This is a genomic window from Phormidesmis sp. 146-33 (assembly GCF_052939515.1).
Genome location: NZ_JBJPHU010000126.1, coordinates 1 through 19,387 on the forward strand (window position 1 = coordinate 1; position 19,387 = coordinate 19,387).

At 48.2% G+C, this 19,387-nt stretch carries 20 protein-coding genes; 7 read left to right on the forward strand and 13 right to left on the reverse strand.

Features of this window, described 5'->3' with window-relative positions:
* The first annotated feature begins 980 nt into the window (after nt 1–980).
* Entirely contained in the window at nt 981–1,784 is an 804-nt protein-coding gene (locus ACJ2PR_RS30155; protein WP_446869404.1) for a phosphate ABC transporter permease, read from the forward strand.
* 52 nt (nt 1,785–1,836) lie between these two features.
* Here the strand turns inward: ACJ2PR_RS30155 and ACJ2PR_RS30160 are convergent, their stop codons facing one another.
* From ACJ2PR_RS30160 to ACJ2PR_RS30195, 8 genes are all read right to left on the reverse strand, one after another.
* The gene (locus ACJ2PR_RS30160) at nt 1,837–2,466 is read right to left on the reverse strand and encodes a precorrin-8X methylmutase (RefSeq protein ID WP_446869403.1); all 630 of its coding nucleotides are present in this window, start codon (nt 2,464–2,466) and stop codon (nt 1,837–1,839) included.
* 71 nt (nt 2,467–2,537) lie between these two features.
* On the reverse strand, nt 2,538–3,167 hold the full coding sequence (locus ACJ2PR_RS30165) for a hypothetical protein (protein WP_446879754.1): 630 nt from the start codon (nt 3,165–3,167) through the stop codon (nt 2,538–2,540).
* Nucleotides 3,168–3,512: 345 nt separating this feature from the next.
* The gene (locus ACJ2PR_RS30170; RefSeq protein ID WP_446879755.1) at nt 3,513–4,022 is read right to left on the reverse strand and encodes an aspartyl/asparaginyl beta-hydroxylase domain-containing protein; all 510 of its coding nucleotides are present in this window, start codon (nt 4,020–4,022) and stop codon (nt 3,513–3,515) included.
* 21 nt (nt 4,023–4,043) lie between these two features.
* Nucleotides 4,044–4,256 carry a hypothetical protein gene (locus ACJ2PR_RS30175; RefSeq protein ID WP_446879756.1) on the reverse strand — a complete coding sequence of 71 codons (213 nt, stop codon included), beginning with the start codon at nt 4,254–4,256 and terminating at the stop codon, nt 4,044–4,046.
* A 63-nt stretch (nt 4,257–4,319) separates the two neighbouring features.
* Entirely contained in the window at nt 4,320–7,088 is a 2,769-nt protein-coding gene (locus tag ACJ2PR_RS30180; RefSeq protein WP_446879757.1) for a WD40 domain-containing protein, read from the reverse strand.
* 175 nt (nt 7,089–7,263) lie between these two features.
* The gene (locus ACJ2PR_RS30185; protein WP_446869397.1) at nt 7,264–7,599 is read right to left on the reverse strand and encodes a hypothetical protein; all 336 of its coding nucleotides are present in this window, start codon (nt 7,597–7,599) and stop codon (nt 7,264–7,266) included.
* 33 nt (nt 7,600–7,632) lie between these two features.
* Nucleotides 7,633–7,971: a hypothetical protein gene (locus tag ACJ2PR_RS30190; protein ID WP_446869396.1), complete on the reverse strand. Its 339-nt coding sequence runs from the start codon at nt 7,969–7,971 to the stop codon at nt 7,633–7,635.
* A gap of 45 nt (nt 7,972–8,016) precedes the next feature.
* Nucleotides 8,017–8,376: a hypothetical protein gene (locus ACJ2PR_RS30195; protein ID WP_446869395.1), complete on the reverse strand. Its 360-nt coding sequence runs from the start codon at nt 8,374–8,376 to the stop codon at nt 8,017–8,019.
* A 149-nt stretch (nt 8,377–8,525) separates the two neighbouring features.
* Here ACJ2PR_RS30195 and ACJ2PR_RS30200 point away from each other — a divergent pair, with 149 nt between their 5' ends.
* On the forward strand, nt 8,526–9,503 hold the full coding sequence (locus tag ACJ2PR_RS30200) for an acetamidase/formamidase family protein (RefSeq protein ID WP_446869394.1): 978 nt from the start codon (nt 8,526–8,528) through the stop codon (nt 9,501–9,503).
* Nucleotides 9,504–9,685: 182 nt separating this feature from the next.
* Here ACJ2PR_RS30200 and ACJ2PR_RS30205 read toward each other — a convergent pair whose 3' ends face one another.
* The gene (locus ACJ2PR_RS30205; RefSeq protein WP_446869393.1) at nt 9,686–10,207 is read right to left on the reverse strand and encodes a CPBP family glutamic-type intramembrane protease; all 522 of its coding nucleotides are present in this window, start codon (nt 10,205–10,207) and stop codon (nt 9,686–9,688) included.
* A 61-nt stretch (nt 10,208–10,268) separates the two neighbouring features.
* On the opposite strand from ACJ2PR_RS30205, the gene ACJ2PR_RS30210 reads away from it, so the two are divergent.
* The 3 genes from ACJ2PR_RS30210 to ACJ2PR_RS30220 all read left to right on the forward strand — a co-directional run bounded on the left by ACJ2PR_RS30210 (nt 10,269) and on the right by ACJ2PR_RS30220 (nt 13,274).
* A complete protein-coding gene (locus ACJ2PR_RS30210) occupies nt 10,269–11,567 on the forward strand; it encodes a glutamate-5-semialdehyde dehydrogenase (RefSeq protein ID WP_446869392.1) in 1,299 nt (432 codons plus the stop codon).
* A gap of 411 nt (nt 11,568–11,978) precedes the next feature.
* Nucleotides 11,979–12,920, forward strand: coding sequence for a ParA family protein (locus ACJ2PR_RS30215; RefSeq protein ID WP_446879758.1), 942 nt, complete (start codon nt 11,979–11,981; stop codon nt 12,918–12,920).
* A 48-nt stretch (nt 12,921–12,968) separates the two neighbouring features.
* Complete coding sequence (locus ACJ2PR_RS30220; RefSeq protein WP_446869390.1) at nt 12,969–13,274, forward strand: hypothetical protein; 306 nt, start codon at nt 12,969–12,971, stop codon at nt 13,272–13,274.
* Nucleotides 13,275–13,554: 280 nt separating this feature from the next.
* Here ACJ2PR_RS30220 and ACJ2PR_RS30225 read toward each other — a convergent pair whose 3' ends face one another.
* The 3 genes from ACJ2PR_RS30225 to queG all read right to left on the reverse strand — a co-directional run bounded on the left by ACJ2PR_RS30225 (nt 13,555) and on the right by queG (nt 16,456).
* On the reverse strand, nt 13,555–13,929 hold the full coding sequence (locus tag ACJ2PR_RS30225) for a hypothetical protein (protein ID WP_446879759.1): 375 nt from the start codon (nt 13,927–13,929) through the stop codon (nt 13,555–13,557).
* Between the two features lie 299 nt (nt 13,930–14,228).
* Nucleotides 14,229–15,311, reverse strand: coding sequence for a DUF362 domain-containing protein (locus ACJ2PR_RS30230; RefSeq protein WP_446879760.1), 1,083 nt, complete (start codon nt 15,309–15,311; stop codon nt 14,229–14,231).
* 194 nt (nt 15,312–15,505) lie between these two features.
* Entirely contained in the window at nt 15,506–16,456 is a 951-nt protein-coding gene (gene queG, locus ACJ2PR_RS30235; RefSeq protein WP_446879761.1) for a tRNA epoxyqueuosine(34) reductase QueG, read from the reverse strand.
* Between the two features lie 87 nt (nt 16,457–16,543).
* On the opposite strand from queG, the gene ACJ2PR_RS30240 reads away from it, so the two are divergent.
* The gene (locus tag ACJ2PR_RS30240; protein ID WP_446879762.1) at nt 16,544–16,948 is read left to right on the forward strand and encodes a ketosteroid isomerase family protein; all 405 of its coding nucleotides are present in this window, start codon (nt 16,544–16,546) and stop codon (nt 16,946–16,948) included.
* 332 nt (nt 16,949–17,280) lie between these two features.
* The gene (locus tag ACJ2PR_RS30245; RefSeq protein WP_446879763.1) at nt 17,281–18,330 is read left to right on the forward strand and encodes a phosphodiester glycosidase family protein; all 1,050 of its coding nucleotides are present in this window, start codon (nt 17,281–17,283) and stop codon (nt 18,328–18,330) included.
* Between the two features lie 271 nt (nt 18,331–18,601).
* Here the strand turns inward: ACJ2PR_RS30245 and rsmG are convergent, their stop codons facing one another.
* Nucleotides 18,602–19,345, reverse strand: coding sequence for a 16S rRNA (guanine(527)-N(7))-methyltransferase RsmG (gene rsmG / locus ACJ2PR_RS30250; protein ID WP_446879764.1), 744 nt, complete (start codon nt 19,343–19,345; stop codon nt 18,602–18,604).
* Nucleotides 19,346–19,387 lie beyond the last annotated feature (42 nt).

Below are 19,387 nucleotides of genomic sequence, written 5' to 3' on the forward strand. Positions count from 1 at the left end.
TATCCTGTGCTTGTATTGTCGTCAGGGCAATTCAAGTTTTCGGATAGGCACTTAGTACGAAACTCGCGGAACAAACGCTCAAGGTGATTGGTAGTCCGAATATGGCAGTGATTCGAGGCGAACAATTTCTTCCAGAACCGTGGGGTTGTCTAGAATGTCTAGCAGATCGCCAGTTTGGTCGCTGAGTTTCGAGCCATATCAACCCTTGAGTCAGTCCTTCAAATGCGATTGCATAAGCTTCAAAGCGGACAGCTTTGCTGAAAAGGCAGCGTCAGAAACAGATCATCGCTTTTTCATTGCCCAACTCCAAAAGTCGTCACCCTGTCCTAATTCATGCAGAATGTCTCGTCAAATGCCCTGTTCTAAAACTCAAGCTTTGCTATGCCTTCAGAAACCCCTCGAAACTTTGGGGCTTCTTTTTGTTACCAAAATTATCTTCCTTTACATCAACCGATGGACAGACCCCAAAGTTCTGCAAATCGTTTGCGACTTAAGGTGGGAGAAATTGAAAATGCCTGTAAGCCCCACGATGTCGCAATTTGAATAAGCAAATAGTTAACAATGGACAAATAAGTAATTAATCGCCACACAAATAGACAAAAAATTGCCTGACCCCTAAAAGCCCCCAGGATCAGGCAGACTACCTGTAAGGACGCTTTTCTGTTGAAAAACCTAAACAAACTTAGTTGCCCCCTAGTTGCTTAGTTCTTTCTGAGCGCGTTCCTCAGATTTGATCCCATTTTCGATGACAATCCCTGACGGCCCCTCACGAAAAGTACTCGACTTTGCGAGCATTTGGATTCGGCAAAAAGCTAAGAATCCGTAAAATTTCGCTCTTCACGAGTCAAGGAAAGCCTCAAGTCTGAAGGCAAAAATTGGGAGACGATCGCTCACCTTTGACTGATTGCTGCCAATTTTGAAATTTAGACTCCAAAATGGGATTAGGCTAATGTTGTGGTCAGGTTCTATAATTCGCACTCATGCTGATTCCTTTAAGTCGTCAAAAGTTTGAGCAACTCATCCCGGTCGTTGCGACAGGTGCCCAGTACAAACACGCCTGGGGTAAGTTTCCTAGCTTTTTGAGGCGAGTGTTGATTTCGATCTCTGCGCTGGCTTGCATTCTATTTATTGGCTGGCTGCTGCCGATCGAATCGTTGAGTGGAGTTCGCTTTTTTTTAGGGCTGTTTGCCATGACCTATTGGCTGTGGAGTCCCGTTTTGGAAGCGAGTTTGCGAAATATTGCCTACCGTCGCTACAAGTTTGCGGGATTTTTGCGGGGCGAAGTGGCGGATGTGTACATCTCAGATGAGTTGATTGGTCAAGAAGAGAACGTAAACAATACCGGGGATCTGGTAATCGTCGAGAACCGAGAGCGCAAAATCAATGTTGAAGTTGTGGATGAGACAGGGTTTGCCACACGAATTCAAGCTCCGCTCAAGCGAGAACATCAGGCGATCGCACCCGGTGACACGGCTGAGTTGATGATTTTGTCGAACCGATCGGACTTGAGCAAAATTGCCAGAGTTACAGACGTGTTTTTGCCGCGCAATGGCGTGTGGGTGAGTGACTATCCTTACCTGCGGCGAGATGAGTTTGAAGCGGTGAGTCGGCGGCTGGAGCGAGAAGATTATGGCTTTGAGGCAGACGATTTGACTGAACCGCGCCGACGATCGAATGCTGACTTTGAGGATGCACCCAGAAGGAATGTGCGAGGAAGTTCGCGAAAGCCGAGTGGTCAAAAGAGACGACCTGGTAATTTATCTCGTCGGCGATCGGCAGACTAGAAAAGCGGTTTAACCTGCAAAGGTCAGTTTTGTTCTCATTTAATCTGTGATCCTAACCAACTCCGTTGCTCTCTCGGCCGTATGCCTGCCACGCTAAATCAACCAATCCATTGACGATCGCTGCTGCCACGACTGCACTACCCTTACGCCCTTCGGTGCGAATGTGGGGAATGAGCGAATCGTTGAGGCGAGCTTTTGCAACATCGACATCGACAAATCCAGAAGGAGTCCCGATCACCAGCGCGGGTTTGATTTCTTCGGCTTCGATCAGTTCGACCAGGGCAGAGAGTGCGGTTTGAGCCTGACCGATGACAAAAATGCCTTCTGGGTAGCGTCTTGCCAACGTTTCGATGCCCCAGGCGGCGCGAGTTTTTTCTTTTTGAGGACGGGTCAACGCCTCCATGCTGCAATAAATCGGATTAGCAAAGGTGTTTTGAATGTTGCTGGTGATGCCGACTTGCACCATTGGGACATCAACGACGATCGTTGTCCTAGCGGCCAGCGCGGCCGCTCCCGACTGCAACGCTAACTCTGAAAATCGAATCAGCGATTTGTACTCAAAGTCAGCCGTGGCATAGATCACCCGTCGCACAATTTCATACTCTGCGGGTGAGAACGCATGGTCGCCAATCTCACGATCGATAATTGCTAAACTCTGGGCATCTGATGTGTGCCACTCCATAAAAATTAAGCCATACACTTGAGGTGGGTCGTATCCGCTTACAGCTTATCAGGTTGTTGCCATTTCAGCGTTTAGTCGCTCAGAACGTCTTGCAGAAACTCAGTCAGCGAGTAGGATTGGAGGTCGGTGATCACCTGAGTATGCACAATGTCAAATTTTGCACCTGTTGATTTGAGGTTGTCATCCAGAGCCGCCAAAAAGCCTCTCGCAATCAGATCGTCGCCCAGTTGAATAAAGCCAATTCCCAGTTCACTATCGTGGTCAAGCTGGTTGGCCGTGTGGATCAGGAGGCGAGAAATAGCCATACGCTCGCTCGGTTCGCCGTCGATCAAGATCAAAATCATTTCACCGTTGGGCTTGGTCTGCTGGGCAGCTTTGCGGGTGAAAAATTCGTGCAAAATGGCTTGCAAAACTTTTAGCAGGTCGATCGTGGCGGGGGGATAGTGCGCCTCAAAAATTTCTGTAATTTGACTGGATTTGACGTGTTTGTAGGATTTGAACTGCTCAGACTGACGACGATCGGATAGGTAAAGCGTCAGTCCGTCTGGGTCAAACGTTTCGCATTTTTGGGCAAGCGTCAGGATCGCGTCGTGAGCATTTGACCAGCGTTGCTCATATCCGGGTGGTTTTTGCAACAAATCGGAGCTAGTTTTGGCAACGACGATCGTGTAGTCGCGGTCTTTGAGTAGTGCTTCAGACATAGTTTTGACTGGATAGGACAATCCCCAAGCTGAGGTTAGGCTAGTCGATCGCAAGGATGGGGATAAAGCTAGTGATACCCCGTTGAAGTCATCAACTCACCATTTTGGCGATCGTCTAACCGTATAAAGGAATGCTTCAACAGTTCCCAGCAATTTCCCAGATTTTTGAGTGCCCAATGCGGAAATTGAGTGCGATCGCAGTAGCGTTTTTTATCAAATCGAAGTCAATTTGATGGAGTTCTTTCGCTTCGTGAATGAGATTTCTGCCCCCCAACTTCCATATTTTGGGAAACTTCAAGATAAGAATTGGGTCAAGATCTTTCATTCAAAGGGAGAAGATGAGAACTAGCGAATGATCTGGAAGCCAGGGGGAATTTTGAAATCAAGTAATAAGATATCTCTGGGACGATCGCTCAAGTTCCAGGCTTCATGTTCTGAGGTGTCGTCAAAAACCAGACATTGACCATTTTGCCATTGCTGAATGTCGGACGCGACTCTCAGAGCGCATTTTTCAGGAACAGACAATCCCAAGTGACAGCGCAATACATTACTCGGTTTGCCCGAATGCGGAACAATGTGGGCCCCGGCTGCCAATCGAGAAAACCCTGCGGTCATCATACCAGGAACGGCTTCGATCAGTTGGGCTGTCTTGGGACAAAGTTCACAATTAATATCAATTTTGACCCCCAAAAAATACAGGCCGAAAATATCCCAACCCGTCTTTTTTTGCAGTAAATACTTTTCGGGATAGGGAATAAAATCTTTGGGGTCGAGTTGAGTTAATTCGGTTTTAATGGTGCGCCAATTGGCTTCGAGTTGATAAACAAAGTCAAATTGATGTGGGTCGTAATACATGGGATTTTTTTCAAGAATGAGTTAGCGATCGTTGGGCAAAAACGGCTTCCAAAAAATCAGCCCGATCACAAACCGCAGGCGATTCCAACTGCCTCTAATTCGACTGGAGACGCGCCACACAAAGACAACAAATGCCCACCCCATGCCAATTTCTTCCCACAAGCTCGATTTGTACGGCTCGACGGGAGGCGGTACTAGTGGATTAATTTCTGACAAACTTTGCTGCTCACTCATCACTCACCTTCTGATTGAATCCCAGGTTATTGAGATTATCATTCTAGCGAGGTCTCTGAGAAGTCAGCGTTTGGATCGAGGAAGGGAATTGCAGAACTGGCGATCGTCCTGGTTTGCCCTAGCATTCGTCGTCAGATAGTCGTGTAGCCAATCACAACTTTGAGTCAGCAGGGCATCCAGGTTCAGTCCTTCTAGATTCCAGAGGGTGACTCGGCGATCGTCGCTTGAGGTTGCCAGGGTTTTGCTATCAGAACTGAAACTTAAGCCAAACACACTATCTTCGTAGCCTGTGAGAATCGCCACCAAGCTGCCGTCTGGTTTCCAGAGTCGCACGGTGCGATCGTCGCTCGCAGAGGCAATCAGTTGACCATCGGGACTAAAACTCACACCATTGATAGCATTGCTGTGTCCGCTTAAGGTTTTGACTATTGTGCCGTCTAGCTTCCAGAGCTTCACCGTATTGTCTGAACTGGCAGAGGCAAGCAGTTTTCCATCGGGACTAAAACTGACGCTTTTGACGCTGGCGGTGTGTCCTTTGAGGGTGTTGATTAAGGTGCCGTCTGGTTTCCAGAGTTTGATGGTTTTGTCGCCACTGGCAGAAGCAATCATTCGTCCATCGGGACTAAAACTCACGCCAAACACCGCATCGGTATGACCGGATAGGTTTTTTGAGGAGCCGTCTCGTTTCCAGAGTTTGACGGTTTTATCAATGCTGGCGGAGGCGATCGTTTGTCCATCCGGGCTAAAACTCACTTCACTAATCGCATCCTGGTGTCCTTTGAAAGTGGCGATCGACGTTCCATCTCGTTTCCACAGCCTAACCGTGTTGTCTGCACCTGCGGATGCTAGCCTTTGACCATCGCGACTAAAGCTAACTGAGTAGACTTCATCAGTGTGTCCTGTGAGCGTTTTGACTAAGCTACCGTTCGGCTTCCAAAGCTTAATGGTGGTGTCGCTGCTGGCAGAGGCTACAAGCTGTCTATCTGGACTAAAACTGACGCTATTAGCTTCGGCTGTGTGACCGACAAAAACGCTCATCAGCGAGTTGGTTTGATGCCACAGTTTCACGGTTTGGTCTTGACTAGCGGAAGCGATCGTTTTTCCATCTGGACTAAAACTCACGCCATTGACCAGGCTGCTGTGTCCGACTAGAGTTGCGATTTTGGTACCATCTGGTTTCCACAGGATTGCGGTTTTGTTGGCGTAGGCGGCAACGATCGTCTGTCCATCCGGGCTAAAAGCAACGCCGTAGACAGCCCCACTTTCTTGTGGCAGGGTTTTGATCAACTTGCCGTCTCGCTTCCAGAGTTTGACGGTGCCATCTAAACTGGCGGAGGCGATCGTTTGTCCGTCTGGACTGAAAACAGCTTCCGAAACAGAATCCCTATGTTCGGTGAGGGTTTTAATCAACTTGCCGTCTCGCTTCCAGAGTTTGACGGTGCGATCGATGCTGGCGGAGGCGATCGTCGTTCCATCGGGGCTAAAACTCACGCCATAGATTTCTCGTTGATGCCCGGTGAGGGTTTTGATCAAAGTGCCGTCTGGTTTCCAGAGTTTGATTGTTCTATCATCTCCACCGGAGGCGATCGTTTGCCCATCCGGACTGAAACTTACGGCTCTGACTTTACCCTTGTGCCCTTTAAAGGTGGCGATTGCTGTTCCGTCTAGCTTCCAGAGTTTGAGGGTGCGATCGAGACTGGCAGAGACGATCGTTTGTCCATCAGGGCTAAAGCTCAGGTCGTAAATGCCGTCTGTGTGCCCTTTCAGAGTTTGCAATAAGCTGCCGTCAGAGCGCCAAAGTTTGATCGTGCCGTCTCCACTGGCAGAGGCGATGATAGTTCCATCGGGGCTAAATCGGGTGCGACGAACCCAGCGAGTATGCCCTTCTAGTCGATTGCGTTCTTTGATGTGATAGATTGCTTTTCCTAGCGTGGACATGACATCTAGCCGTGTGTTGGCTTCGACCCAATTGGCTTGTTTGAGAAGTCTCGCTGACCTGAGTCCATCGATCAATGCCTGAAATTCTTGCTGAATGGTGAATTGAGCATTTGAGGAAGCACTGAGCGCCTTAATTTCGCCTGTGACTGCGAGTTTGCGGTTTTTCTCGGCGGTGCGGTATTGCTCAAAGGCAAACAATCCTAGGGCAGAAATGCCAACCAGAGCGATCGAGACTCCTGTGAGCAAACCGCGTTGACGATTCTTCTCAGATAGCCGACTTGCCGCCACATATTCCAATTGCAGTTGTGAAGGTCGAGGCGTTTTGTCAGCCCCCTGCACCATCCAATGTTCAACGGCTTCGAGACTTTTGCCAGAAAGTAAGAGGCTATTGTCACGATCGCTTGTTTGCCACTCATTTGCGCGAATCAGCAGTCGAGTGTGTCCTTGAATGTAGTCCAAGTCATCGTCGAGTGCCCGGAGTAGCTTCTCTAGAGCATGATTAAAGTTGTCCTGTTCTCGAAAAAAAATCCAGTTGAGGGCAGCGATTTGCGGATGGGTTTCAGCCGGATTGACTTCTTGACAGACGATCGGCAGCAATCGTTTGTGTTGCTCAATTGCATAGTTAAGCTCTTTCTGACATTCGGGAGAAGTGATCGCATCGGGACTGAGAACAAACAAAAATGTATCTGCATTGAGAATGCCCAACTGAATTTCTTGTCGCCAGTCAGCAGTCGGGGGAATATCTTGCCAATCGACCCAGAGCGATCGCTCTCGATCTTTGAGCGCATTACACAGACGAGAAACAAATTCTAGATTGCGACGCGAATAGGAAACAAAAATATCTGGATTGATTGTGTAATCAGAATCAGAAACAGTAGCGTCAATGGTATTCATGCAGCCCTGAGATAGTGAATAGTGCAAGATGCAGAATGCAAAGTAGAAGACCTCTGCTGACGTGAATTCGATCAAGTTTTTGCTTCGTTCTTGAGCGCTTCTGCCCCCCAAGCTGGCTATTCTGGGGGACTTTCAGGCAAGATTTTTAGTTCAAAGTCCCGTACTGGTGGAGGATTTAGGGTGTATCAGTATCGGGCTTTTTGGGCAAGAACTTTGCAACAATTCCACGAAAGCCGCTCAAGAAGGATGCGAATTGAACTGGTGAGCCTTTGACGATTTTGACATCAGCCGCATTCACATACCAGGTAAGATTTTCGCCAAATGGACTGGGTTGACCAAGACGATCGCCATCCAACGTAACGACAAAAAAGTCTGCATCCACCTCATGACTCAATAACGGAAAGGTTTCGCCTGCAAGCGCGCGATGTTTGTGATCATCAGGCAAATCTGTATCTTGCGGTTTATTGAGTGTGAGCCAGGTATCTTGAGCGATCGTCAACATCAGAGCCATTGCTTTTTCTCCTAATCTGATCTTGGATTGGGGTTAAGGTTTTCGTTTAGGGGGTTTAGGTTTAACAGGGTTGTTAGAAGGTGTACCAGTATCCTTTCTCATTGCCGCAACCCTGGGAGGTTCAAAGATTTCTTCATCTTGTGACACCTGCACGTCTGGAACATAGGCATACCAGGTACTTTGTCCTGAGAATTGCTGGGCAGCGTCTTGACTGAGCACAATCCAGAGGTGATTGTCTTCTTGATGACAGTCCAACAGCGCAAACTGCTTGCCCGCAGCAACGAAATGCTTTTGGTTATCAGCGAGATCTGCGCTCTGAGCTTGACTGATTTTTAGCCAGGTATCTTTAACGATCGTCAACATCAGAACCATTACGTTCTCTCCTAAGTTGAGCATTGATTTAGGTTGAAGCCCGTTTCATGGACGAGTGTTTTTAACGGGCGTATCAGTATCCTTTTTTGCAAAAACCAGAGTCTGGCTACTCACCCTGTTAGAGTTTTTGTTAGAGAAGGAAGCGAGGCGAACTGGCGAGTTTTGGATAATTCTGACATCAGCCCAATTCACATACCAGATGGGGATTTTGTTGAATGGATTGGATTCACTGAGGCGATCGTGATCCAATGTCACACGCATAAAATCCCCCATAACCTCATAACTGAGTAATGTAAAAATTTCACCTGCCAAAACGTGATGTTTTTGATTATCAGGCAGATCGGTACTTTGTGATTGAGTAAGTGTGAGCCAGGTATCTTGAACGATCGTTAATGTAGCAGTCATGAATAGGCACCCGTTTTTCAAAAAGTATGTGTGAACACTCTAGAGGTCGGTCAGTCTGCCAGAATAGAAGCCAACCTTTCTAACCAGGTTCGGGGCTAGATACCTCTCAGCGATCGTTGATTACTGAAAATTCTACGATGATTTCTCAAATGACTGATCACTTTTTAGCTGCAACCTGTGACACGGTACATCTCGGTGGCTTTTCTGCAACGCTCAAGCCTGCACTAGTCGTCAAATCGGGCGATCGCATTCAGGTCGAGACGTTTTCTGGCTTTAATGTGGCTGACAAAGCGCCGCCTGAGTTTGTACCGCCTGCCTTTCGAGAAATTTGTGAGAACTTGGGGAGCGATCGCAAGGTTGGCGTTGGCCCACATCTATTAACTGGCCCGATTTATGTCGAGGAGGCTGAACCGGGGGACGTGCTAGAGGTGAAGTTGGAGGCGATCGCGCCCAGTTTGCCTGTGGGGTTTAATGCGATTCGTCCGGGTTGGGGTGCTTTGCCAGAGCGGTTTACAGAAGCGGCCTTACGGTTTATTCCATTGGATTTAGAGAAGGGCGTAACGGAGTTTCCTGTAGATAGTGGGGTGACGATTCCGCTCCGACCGTTTTTTGGAATTCTTGGTGTGGCGACAGATGAAGAGCAGCGATCGTCGATTCCGCCCGGTGTCTATGGGGGCAATCTGGATAATCGTCAGTTGCAAGCAGGTTCTCGCGTCTTTTTGCCTGTGTTTCTCAAAGGGGCGTTGTTTTCGATCGGCGATGGTCACTCAGTCCAGGGAGATGGCGAAGTCAATGTAACGGCGATCGAAACCTCAATGAATGGCACCATCCAACTCACAGTTCGCAAAGATTTGAAGCTGACGGTGCCGATCGCCCAAACGCCAACGGATTGGATCACAATGGGCTTTGGCTCCACGCTAGATGGAGCCTTCGAGATGGCGCTGCACCAGATGATTGACTTTATCGAACGCTTTGTCGGCATCAGTGCAGAAGAGGCTTATGTGTTATGTAGTTTGGCGGTCAATTTTCAGATTACTCAGGTGGTTAACAGTCCTCAAAAAGGCGTGCATGGAATGTTGCCCAAGGCCATCTTACCGAATGCGATCGGACTGGATAAGTTGATATAGATTTGACAAAATCTTTCACTACGTTGTCTGGTGCTTCTGCCCCCCAACCCCCCAATTCTGGGTGACTTCTGGACAAGATCAAAATCTTTAGTTCAAAGTTCTCCATTTACAGAGAATTCAAGAGCGACAACCCATGCAAGATCATTGAATGTTATGTATGCAATTAAGCGATGAATGCAACTTCACCCACTCGTAAACTTTTCTAGTCCACCTAACATGACTAACCAGACTACAACAATTAACCAATGCAAAATGACTGGAATCCAGAGTGAGCCGCTGCGAAGATAAGAAGAGGTGCAAATCATGCCCAACAGCCCTGCCCCAAGTAGAAAAATTGGACTGCTGAAGAACGGTCGCCCCCCTGGATTGAGCGGATGATAAATCACAAATGCCAGCCAGCTTAAAATTGTCCAAACCCAGCGCATGTAAGGCAGTACAGGTTCAGACCGATGGGGAATCAGCAACACTCGAAACACAGATTCTTCGGTCAAACCAGGCGAGATAAAAGCTCCGATCGTCACTTTCAGCAGCGCATCCCATCTCGGCTCAAACTTGAGAAACCCACTAACAAACCCCATCGGTAAGTAGATCAGGCTATACAACCCCAAAAGCAGCAGTGCATAGAGCCAGTCAGTTCTATTAGTCCGGGTGCAGACTGCTAACAGCAACCGATCACCGATCTTTCTTACAAATCTTAAAATCATCGGAAAAATCGCCGGATTCTCTATACTAAGCTGAGAGTATCGCAATCCTTTCCTTCTGGCTATGACTTCCCAAGTTGCTTCCTCACTGACCGATCTTGCACAACACACTCGCACTGCTGCCCGTGATTTGGGAACGCGATCGACGGAGGTCAAAAATCGAGCGATCGCCGCCATTGCAGATGCCCTAGAAGCGAACCAGACTGAAATTTTGGCTGCCAACGCGGCCGACTGTGAAGCGGCCAAAACTGCGGGAATTGCTCCAGCTTTGTATGCGCGATTGAAGTTAGATGAGGCGAAACTGCGGGGAGCGATCGCGGGCGTTCGAGATGTGGGCAAGCTGCCTGATCCGGTTGGTGAGGTGCAGATTCACCGTGAGCTAGATGAGGGGCTAATTCTCAAGCGGGTCATCTGTCCGTTGGGGGTGTTGGGCGTGATTTTTGAGGCGCGGCCGGATGCGGTGATGCAGATTTCGAGTCTGGCGATCAAGTCTGGAAATGGTGTGATTCTCAAGGGCGGCAAAGAAGCAGTCCGATCGTGCGAAGCATTGGTCAAAGCGATTCATCAGGGATTGGCGCAGACAGAGATTGATCCATCCGTTGTTCAACTTCTCACTACACGAGAAGAAACGCTGGCGTTACTCAAACTCGATCAGTTTGTAGACTTGATTATTCCTAGAGGATCGAATGCGTTTGTGCAGTTTGTGCAAGATAATACAAGAATTCCCGTTTTGGGACACGCTGACGGAATCTGTCATTTATACGTCGATCGCTCTGCCAATATCGAGAACGCGATCAAGATTATGATTGATTCTAAAACACACTATCCCGCAGCCTGCAACGCCATTGAGACTCTATTAATTCATCAGACGATCGCTTCAGAATTTCTGTTGACAGCAGTTTCGACACTGCAAGCAAAAAACGTCGAACTACGAGGAGACGAACGAACTCGCGAAATTCTCAACATCGCCCCGACAACGGAAGCCGATTGGATAACGGAATACAGTGATTTAACTTTAGCCATCAAAATTGTAGACTCATTGGAACAAGCGATCGATCACATCAATACCTACGGCTCACGGCATACCGAAGCCATCGCTACCGAAGATCCCATATCTGCTCAAACCTTTTTGGCTCAGGTAGATGCGGCGGGGGTCTATCACAACTGTTCGACGCGCTTTGCGGATGGGTTTCGCTATGGATTTGGGGCAGAAGTGGGCATCAGTACCCAAAAAATGCCGCCTCGTGGCCCCGTTGGGCTAGAAGGACTCGTCACCTACAAATATCAACTTGTGGGCAATGGTCAAATCGCCGCCACCTATACGGGAGCCAACGCCAAACCTTTCACCCACCGGGATTTATAGAACAAAGTTTCTACTTTTAGCTCCCGATCGCCCAATTAAGTCCTCCAAGCATCCTCCCTAAGACGCTTATAAAATTGCGGTTGAAATGCTCGATCGCGCTCCAATTCGCTCTAATTGAAGTTATACCAAATTGATCTTTGAGTGCTACAGATCTTGGAGAGCAACCTAAATCTCCCACTGGTGAAGGACTTCAAGCCAAAGAAGTCTCGGATTCTCAAAGTCCTCCAGACTGGGGATTTAGGGGGCGAAGGGTCAATAACATTAACAGATTAATTTGGTATTAGAAATCCTTAAAACACAAGACGATCAGATTTTTTTCAAATTCGTTTGATCTCCGTAACTTCTAGGGACTATATTTAAGTGCCTAACTGCCGGAAAATTGTAGGCATCGTTACTCAGAGGAATCAGGTCATGACGTTTGTGATTGCAACTGCAAATATGAAAGGTGGAGTGGGCAAAACAACGCTCACCGTCAATCTGGCAACTTGCCTTGCAAAAAATCACGGCAAACGAGTTTTGATCGTCGATCTCGATACGCAAATCAGCGCGACTTTGAGCTTGATGACACCCGCCGATTTTGCAAAGATTCGCAACGAAAAACGGACATTGAGACAACTGATTAAGCGATCGATTCTCTCTGATCCTCAGCTAACGACGACGGTTTCTGAAGCCGTTCGCTCTTATGTCTGCAATGTCAAAGGGTTGGACTTGTTGCCGGGAGATATTGATCTCTATGATGAATATTTGGTGTCAGAAATGCTTCACCGCAAAGCAATGCACCAGGGACAAGTCAACTTTGAAACGACCTGGAATACTTTTGAGAAGACGTTAATTCAGAGTATTTTGCAGCCGATCGCCAAAAACTACGATCTGATTATTTTAGACTGTGCGCCTGGATATAATTTGATGACTCGTAGCGCCTTGTTAGCCAGTAATTTTTATCTAATTCCTGCAAAACCAGAGCCATTGTCGCTGATTGGCATTCAACTTCTAGAAAGACGCATCGTCAAACTCAAGGAAACTCATAAAGAAGACACACCCGGCGGCCCAAATCTGTTAGGAATTGCCTTTTCACTCTCTGGAAACGTGTTTTCGAGCCGCTATTATGGGCAAGTTATGAAGCGACTAAACGAGGACTTTAGCGAAGCAAAATTGTTCAAAACGCGCATTCCACCTGATGTCAATGTGTCAAAAGCGGTAGATACATTTACGCCTGTCGTCCTATCCAATCCTGGCACAGCAGGTTCTAAAGCCTTTGTCTCACTCGCCCAAGAGTTTATGCAAAAGTTAGCCACCTCTGCCCGCATCGACCAGCCGCCTTCCAAATTTGCGCTGACTTCGCTGGATGATTAAATGGATTCCTTAATCTCTATCCAAAGTTGATACAAAGGACAGATCAGCGTGAATGAATTTCAAATCCTCAAGCACTATCAAGCCGGAATGATAGCCTACGATTTGTGTCATCCTCCAACCTTACAATCTCAAGGTCAAGCACTGAAGGCAGAGTTAAGTGAGCTAGTTGCAAAACCTAGTTTAGAAGAAGCTTGGGATGTCCTACATGCTTTGGGTCGGCTGACCTGGAAACTAACTGGAATTCCCCTACAACTGTTGGCTTATCCTACTGTACGCAAGCATGGACAGCGCTACGCAAAAACAGGTTGTATTCGCAGCCAAAACAACTGTCAGAGAAGTTGCTGCCTGCAATAGAAGGATGGCTTAAGCAAGGAAAGTAGATGAGAGCGATCTCTTCGAGTTACCCGCAAGGGGTCGCCCACTTATTCTCAAAGCAATCCCCCAAACAACAAATCCGGGACAGACTGTAATCCATCCCGGATAAAGATTTCCCAGTGAGTAGGCATTCTCTCTGGATATAAGACCAAGCTAAACAAGGGTTTCAAGATTACTTATTCAAGAACCCCTATGTTCATATGCAAGTTTATATGCAGATAATGAAGTCGTACTCACTAACCCTGAGAAATTCTATTCTCTATTTACCAAAGGCATCCTTGATATTGTCAACGGCACCTTTGACAGCATTCATCGACTTATCAACGGCTGTCTCAGTGCGCTCTGCATCTTCACTCGCTCTTTTTTCGATTCGAGACTTGTCGCGCTTTGCTTTCGTTTCGGCAGCACCCCCATCTTCATCCGCGCGATCGACTTTAGCAGCGTTCTTGTTAGCAGTTTTCTTAACTTTACCTTCGGTGTCTCTGATCAGATCCTTAGAGCCTGCCCGAACGTCATCGGCTGCCCCTTTGATCTGGTCGCCTAGATCTGCTGCAATCAAGCTCGTGGTTGGACTGGCGATCGCTGGAACACTCAAAGAAAAGCCACCCAGCCATACAAAAGCGACAGTAGCCACACAAAACAGACTCGTCGCCAGCCAGCGTCCTGCAGTAAGAACTTGGTTCCCAAAATAATTCAGTTTCACTAGATACAATCTCCGTAAGATTTAACTCTCTATCTCTACTGCATTTTCTTGCCTAGTTGAATCTTGCTCCAGGTAGACGTTGGACTATCTTAAGTAGTAGAAAAGGTACACCTCAAAGCGTGATCCTCAGCAGAACTTGAAACCAAAGCACTGAAAGACTTTTACTCCCTGGGCAAGGGTCAGTTTTGTTAAATCCACAATCCGCAGACACCCTATCCTGTAGAAAGGCTTCAAGCCGTAATCAGTTTACGAATTTGATCAGCCATCCCTCGTCCAGCACTGTCAGCCGTGATAATCTCAATCTGTTCGGCGCGGGTGGCTCCCAATCCTAACTCGACCGCTCGGCGAATCTGTTCGAGTTGCCAAATCGAGCCGCGAGAAACGGCTTCAGTCGTGCCCAACGATCGTAAGATTGCAATGCCAACCACATCCACCGCAACGCGATCGGTTCCTGCTAAGATCACATTTGATTTCACTTGCTTTCCAGCTTCTGGCCCGCCATTCACCAAAGCTTCAACGCCATCCAATAACACGAGTGCAGGCTGATAGACTTTATTAATTTCGGCAATCATCAACCGTTGGTGTGGCGAAGCATGTAGCTCACTCATGTAGTTGTACGAGTTTCCCGGAACGTATTTGGCCACCATACCGACACTGTTTTTGAGCGACAGGGTAAAGTGTCCACCAAAACGATGGGTTTTTAGACAGCAGGTATTGATGATTGCGCCTGCATTGAGAATCGGACGGGCAACAGCAAATCCTCGACTCCAATGGGTGTCTTGAGCCGGAAAAGATTGCCAATCCGCAGCGCCCAATTCATCCAAAACGATCGCTTTCACCCCATAGCGGTCAGCCAGCCGAAACACGCCTTTGCTGGTCATTGCTTGCCGAGTGTCAGCCATCCCACTGCGATCTCCGATCGTAATTTGCCCCACTTTGGCGGCCTGCAATTCTTGAATTAACGCTTCGAGCAGGCGAGTATCTGTGGCAGCAGGTGCCGGATCAGCGGTGTTGTAGTTCGGTTTGAGAAAGACTGTTTTGCCCGCCATGTGATCCGGCTGTAGAAGGTCGATCGCTTTGCGAATTCCAGCGACGCGATCGGTCGTTTTGATCAAGACAACTCGGCTAGTTTGACCTGTACTAGAAGGAATAGGATTTGCTGCCTGAGCATCTGCCACAAGATCATCAGACTGAGAATTTGCGGTGAGCGATCGACAAGCAGTCGGAAAAGTCGCAGCCCCCGCCGCTAACCCCGCTAAATGAAGAATTTTGCGTCGGCTCAAATGGGGTGCGGACTCATCTGGAAGTACCATTGCTGCATCCTTGAATGATCTCTACAGCTTTGGTGTAGCAAAATTTGACAGACTTTGGCAGAGAGAAAACGATTCGGATGGGTTCTTGGCGATTAAGGCTAACGTTAGTTCGATAACGTTTTTTTGCTTCGATGTTCTGCGCTTCTGCCCCCCAAGCTGCCACTTCTGGGGGACTTTCAGACCAAATCTGTGGTTCAAACTCCTTCGCGTGATTGGTTGCTTTCGAGAGTTGCTCTGGCATTTCGGCGCATCATGGCAGGCTTAATTCTGCGTAGGGCAGAGGCTGGAAAGCGTCGATCGTACTCCTCATCCGACAAATTTGCGATCTCATTCAGCGTCGGGGCAATGTTCCACGGATAAGGTTGAAAGTCAGGAACATCGGTTTCTTGAGCAAAGCGCTGATTCCAGGGGCAGACATCCTGACAAATATCACAGCCTGCGACCCATCCTTGAAGCTGATCAGCAACGGGAGCCGGAATCTCAGAACGATTCTCAATCGTATGGTAAGCAATACACCGATTAGCATCCACAACGAATGGCTGAGTGATTGCCTGCGTAGGACAAGCTTGAATGCAACGGGTACAAGTTCCACAATGCTGGGTGTGAGGTCGATCGCTCACTAATTCTGCATTCGTCAACACCTCACCGAGAAACACCCAGGAACCATAGTCTCGCGTGATCACGTTGCCATTTTTGGCGATCCAGCCAAGTCCTGCCTGTTGCGCCCAGACTTTATCTTGAACCGGGCCCGTGTCTGCATAAAATCGGGACTGAATTCCGTCTCCTTGAGCTTCGAGCCACAGAGAAAGCACCTTCAATTTTTTATGGAGGACTTTGTGATAGTCGCGTCCCCAACCATAGCGAGAAATTTTGGCATATTCCTCACCATTGGGTCGATCGTGCCCCGTGTAATAATTGAGCGCCACACAGACCAGCGATCGCACTTCCGGCATCACGAGTTGAATATTTTGCCGTTTGGGATTAGCCATCCACGCCATTTCTGCCTGATAGCCCTGCTCTAACCAGGATTGCAGCGATTCTACAGACTGCTGATTTGTGACTTCATCAATACGCACAATTCCAACTTTGTGAAATCCCAATTCCAAGGCTTTTTGCTTAATTTTTTGAGTTAATTCTTGGCTCATTTTTCTTCCCAAAATATCTCTTGAGAGTCAGGACAACGCTTACTTTTTTGCATAAGGTGAGGGGTGAAGCGAATTGATACTTTTGCCATGAATGTCACTGACTCGACAACGCTCAAGATAGAAGGCATTGCCAACCCTACGATCGTGGCCTATTTTGAGACGTTAAACTCAGGTGACTTTGAGAAAACGAGTGGTTTGTTTGCAATCAATGGAGCTATGAAACCGCCATTTGAGTCGCCAATTGAGGGGCGGGAAGCGATCGCTCAATATCTGCAAACCGAGGCTAAAGGAATGATTCTTCAATCCCAGCAAGGGACTACGCTGAGTTTAGAAGATGGCTGTACAGAAGTTCAAGTAAATGGCAAGGTGCAAACCCCGTTATTTGGGGTGAATGTTGGCTGGCAGTTTGTATTGAATGCTGATCAAGAAATTCTTTTTGCCAAGATCAAGCTATTAGCTTCGCCCCAAGAACTATTGAAGCTGCGCCGTTAGAAATCGGACAGAACATTGCACTTTTCAATCAATTTTCACACTAAATTTCCAACCTTTGAAGATGTCCGGCAGTCTCCCAGAATTGGCAGGGTAAAAGCGCTCAAAAACGAAGCGAAACACCTTTATCAAATCCGCGCTGGAATTAGGGCGATCGCTAATTATTGTAAATTTTGTTACAAAAAAGCAGCCTTATCGGGATTGTTTGCTCACTAATTGAAGAGTCTAATGGACGGAATTTCAAAATTTACAAAGGTGTCATCCTCCCTGAGTAAGATTTTGTGAACAACCGTTAAATCTTTTTAATAGACTTCGAGCGATTAAAGAAGCAAGGCATGATCAACAGAGCGTTTCAGAAAGCGTTAATGCTGAGTCGAATCAAATCTGATCGTAGACGACGAGCCGTTCAATGGCTATCCACTTTCTTGGGCAGTGTGTCGATCGCAACGGGGTCTACCCTTTTGCTAAGTTCGCTGCTTCCTGCCAACATCCTGATTCTCCCAGCGCCGCCGCTCAAAACCACCGAAGAACCTGCTCCCGTTCCCCCTGTCGCTCGACCGATTTCTGTCGTTCAGCGCAAGATTGCTGGCGTTCCGCTTTATATTACGATCGTAGATCTGACTGATCCCAAAACTTTTATCAGCGTGGGTTTAGCCAATCGTGCTAAACAAGCCAACAGTGCGCGATCGACCCAGGGTGATGAGCCGTTTATCGGACTAGTGCGCCGTCAGCAAGCCGCAATCACCGCCAGCGGCACCTTTTTTAGCACCGACGCTCAAAAGCGAGTCATGGGCAACTTAGTATCTGGCGGCAGGTTTCTCAAGTACAGCCCCTGGGAAAATTATGGAACAACCCTCGGACTGCGATCGGGCAATCGACCTGAAATGATCACCGCCAGAGTCGAAGGCAAACCAACCTGGGATCAGCACTGGTTTTCGCTAACAGCAGGGCCAAGACTGCTCAAAAAAGGCAAAATCTCGGTCAACCCCAAACGAGAAGGATTTACCGACCCAAATGTGATGGGAGTCGCTGTACGATCGGCGATCGGCTTTCCAGAACGAGGCAAACGGCTTTTTTTAGTCACCTTCCTGACTCCAGTTTCGCTCAAAAAAGAAGCGGCAATTATGCAAGCGATCGGCTGTCACGAAGCGATGAATCTAGACGGTGGCTCCTCGGTAGGGTTGGCCCACGGCGGTCGGATTTTGCGTCCCGCAGGTCGTGAACTCACCAATGTAATCGCGATTTACGATACAAGACACCCGGCTCCCGATGATCTGACAAGCTCTTGGACAGAGTTTCAGCAGAGAGAGCGGGCGGAAGGGATGAGGGAGAACTTCGATGATCTGTTCCCCTTTGGGGGTAATCCGCTTCGCGAGGAGGGATGAGGGATGAGACAGAAGAAGTTTTGGCGTTGCTGAATCAAGGGATGAATTGCCCCAAAGCGGCGGGAACCCCAAGGTTCAAAGTCCCCCAATTTTGGGGGATTTAGGGGGCGAAAAGATGGACACTTCCCACAGATTCATCTCTCCGATCAGCAACGCCGAAGTTTTAATCTGTGCTTCAAAGTATTGGCAGATTAGGTATTGGCAGATTGGGGGCAGAAGGGCTGAACAGCGAAGCAAAAGAACTTCACCGAATTCACGCCTCACCCCTCACTCACAGCGGCGTTTGCGTCGGAATGCCCGTAGCACGAGGGAAGCTGGCCGAAGTAGGGGCGACTTTTCGCAGGTAGAGACAGTGACGGACACTCTGAGTCAACGGCGTGAGCAGCTTTTCAGAAGGCTCGATCGCTCCTCCTAACTGTTCCACGGCGACCTGCAAATTTTCAGCCTCTTCTTCTGTCCACTGACCGCGATAGAGAACGGCTAGTCCTCCCAATTTTAGAAGCGGCAACGTATATTCTGCACACACCGAAGCGGAAGCCACCGCCCGAATCAAGGCTAAATCGTAGTGTTCTCGATGTTGGCGAAGTTGTCCGACTTGTTCAGCCCGATCGACCCACACATTCACGTTCTCCAATCCCAAAGTTTTGACACTCTCCTGGACAAACGTAATTTTTTTGCGCGTCGAGTCGAGCAGCGTCAGATGCCAATCAGGACGAACGATCGCGATCGGCACCCCCGGAAACCCGGCCCCCGTACCAATATCGATCACGTCAAACCCTGTAGAAGTCCCACCCAGAAACTGAGCAACACCCACCAGCGAGTCCCACAAATGTTTTTCCCAAAATTCTGAAGGCGCTGTGATCCGTGTCAAATTAAACTGCTGATTCGCCGTCAAAATCAACTCATAAAAGCGCTGAAACTGCTCTTGTTGGCTTACATCAGGCTGCCACCCCAACGTCTCACGCCACAAATCAGACATCTCCGGCAACTTAGATGTCTCCACGTCATCCCTCATCCCTCATCCCTCATCCCTCATCCCTCATCCCTCATCCCTCAT